Raw genomic sequence first — 1,529 nt, forward strand, 5'->3', positions numbered from 1 at the left:
CGGTTTCGGAGGAGACCGCCGCGAGGGAGGCTTCCAGCGTCGTGAAGGCGGCTTTCGCAAACCGGGCTTTGGCGGCAGGTCCTCCGGTGGTTTCTCCCGCGGAAACAGGGGCCGTTAATGATTGACTTGTTCCGGTATGAAGAAGCATTGCAAATGGTGGCTCCTTGCCGGATTGTGGGGGCTGTGCCTCGCGCAGCCTCCGCTTCATGCGTCTCAGGATGCTCCCTCCCCGGCTTCTGCCGGTGAGGGAGATTTCGGGGCTCATCTGTCCGGTCTCCGGGAGAAAGCCCATAACGGGGATAAAGCTGCCGCCCGGGAACTGGCGGTGCATTATGATGTGGAGGGGAATGCCCCGGAGACGTCCAAATGGATGTCCGCATACGTTTCCCTGGCGGAAAAGGAGGCCAATGGAGGAGACGTGGATTCCATGCTGGATTTGGGCAAGCTGTTTTATACAGGCAGCCGCCTGTACCCCAGGAATCTGGAAAAGGCCCGGTACTGGTTTACCCGCGCCGCTGACAGCGGCAATGCCGCGGCACAGTACCAGGTGGCTGTAATGGCCTCCAAGGGAACGGGCGGTCCGAAGGATGAGGAAACGGCGTCCCTCTATTATGAAAAAGCCCTCCAAACATGGAGGAAAGAGGCGGACGCCGGCGATTCCAAGGCGGCGTTGTGGGCGGCCCTTGTTTATGAACGGAAGCTGGTTCCGGACAGCTCTCCGGAAAAGTCGGTTCCGTACCTCCTTCATGCTGCGGAAAGCGGCAACCTGACGGCGCAGGGGCTTCTGGCGTTCAAGTACCGGGATGGCCTGGGCGTCCCGCAGGATGCGGCCAAGGCCGTGGAATGGTTTGAAAAGGCGGCCGGACGGAAGGATCTGGGCGCCGTAATGGAACTGGGCATGATGTACCGGGACGGCAAGTATATGCCCCCTGACCGGGAAAAAGCCCTCAACTGGTTTGAAAAAGGTGCGGAATGGAAGGATCCGTACAGCATGGCTGCCCTGGCGGACATGCTGATGGAAGGCTCTCCTTCCGGAGAACAGGCAGCGCGTGCGCTGGCCCTGTACCGTGAAGCCGCTGCCATCGGTTACCCCCCTGCCGCCCTGAAGGCCGCGGAATTGCTCCAGAACGGGAAGGGCGGGGAACTGGATGCGGATGAAGCCTACAGGCTGCTGCGGCGCGCGGCAGACGCAACGGGGGACCCCAAGGCCATGTATATGCTGGCCCAGGTGTATTATACGCGGGGCGATGATGCGCAGGGGGATTCCCTGATGAAAGCATCCGCCCAGGCGGCTTATCTGCCGGCCATGAACCGCATGGCGCGCCTCCATCTTCTGCCGGGCAGCACCCTGTCCTGGAATCCGGTGCTGTCCTATTATTATTGGAACCAGGCCGGAGAATTGGGGGATGAAGGGGCGGCTTCCGCCGCGTTCTGGCTGCTGTGGGGCAGCATGGCTGCGCTTTCCCTGGTGATTTTCCTGGTCGTTTGGCGTTTCCACCGTTTTGCCGTCAGAAGGCTTGCGGAGCAGC

The 1,529-nt window shown here is 61.3% G+C and carries 1 pseudogene; it reads left to right on the forward strand.

Annotated elements, in window-relative coordinates:
• Window positions 1-136 precede the first annotated feature (136 nt).
• Window positions 137-1,529 (forward strand): annotated as a pseudogene (locus HJW02_RS12885) (hypothetical protein); the annotation flags it as partial.

It is taken from the genome of Akkermansia sp. GGCC_0220 (assembly GCF_017566105.1).
GTDB lineage: Bacteria > Verrucomicrobiota > Verrucomicrobiia > Verrucomicrobiales > Akkermansiaceae > Akkermansia > Akkermansia massiliensis.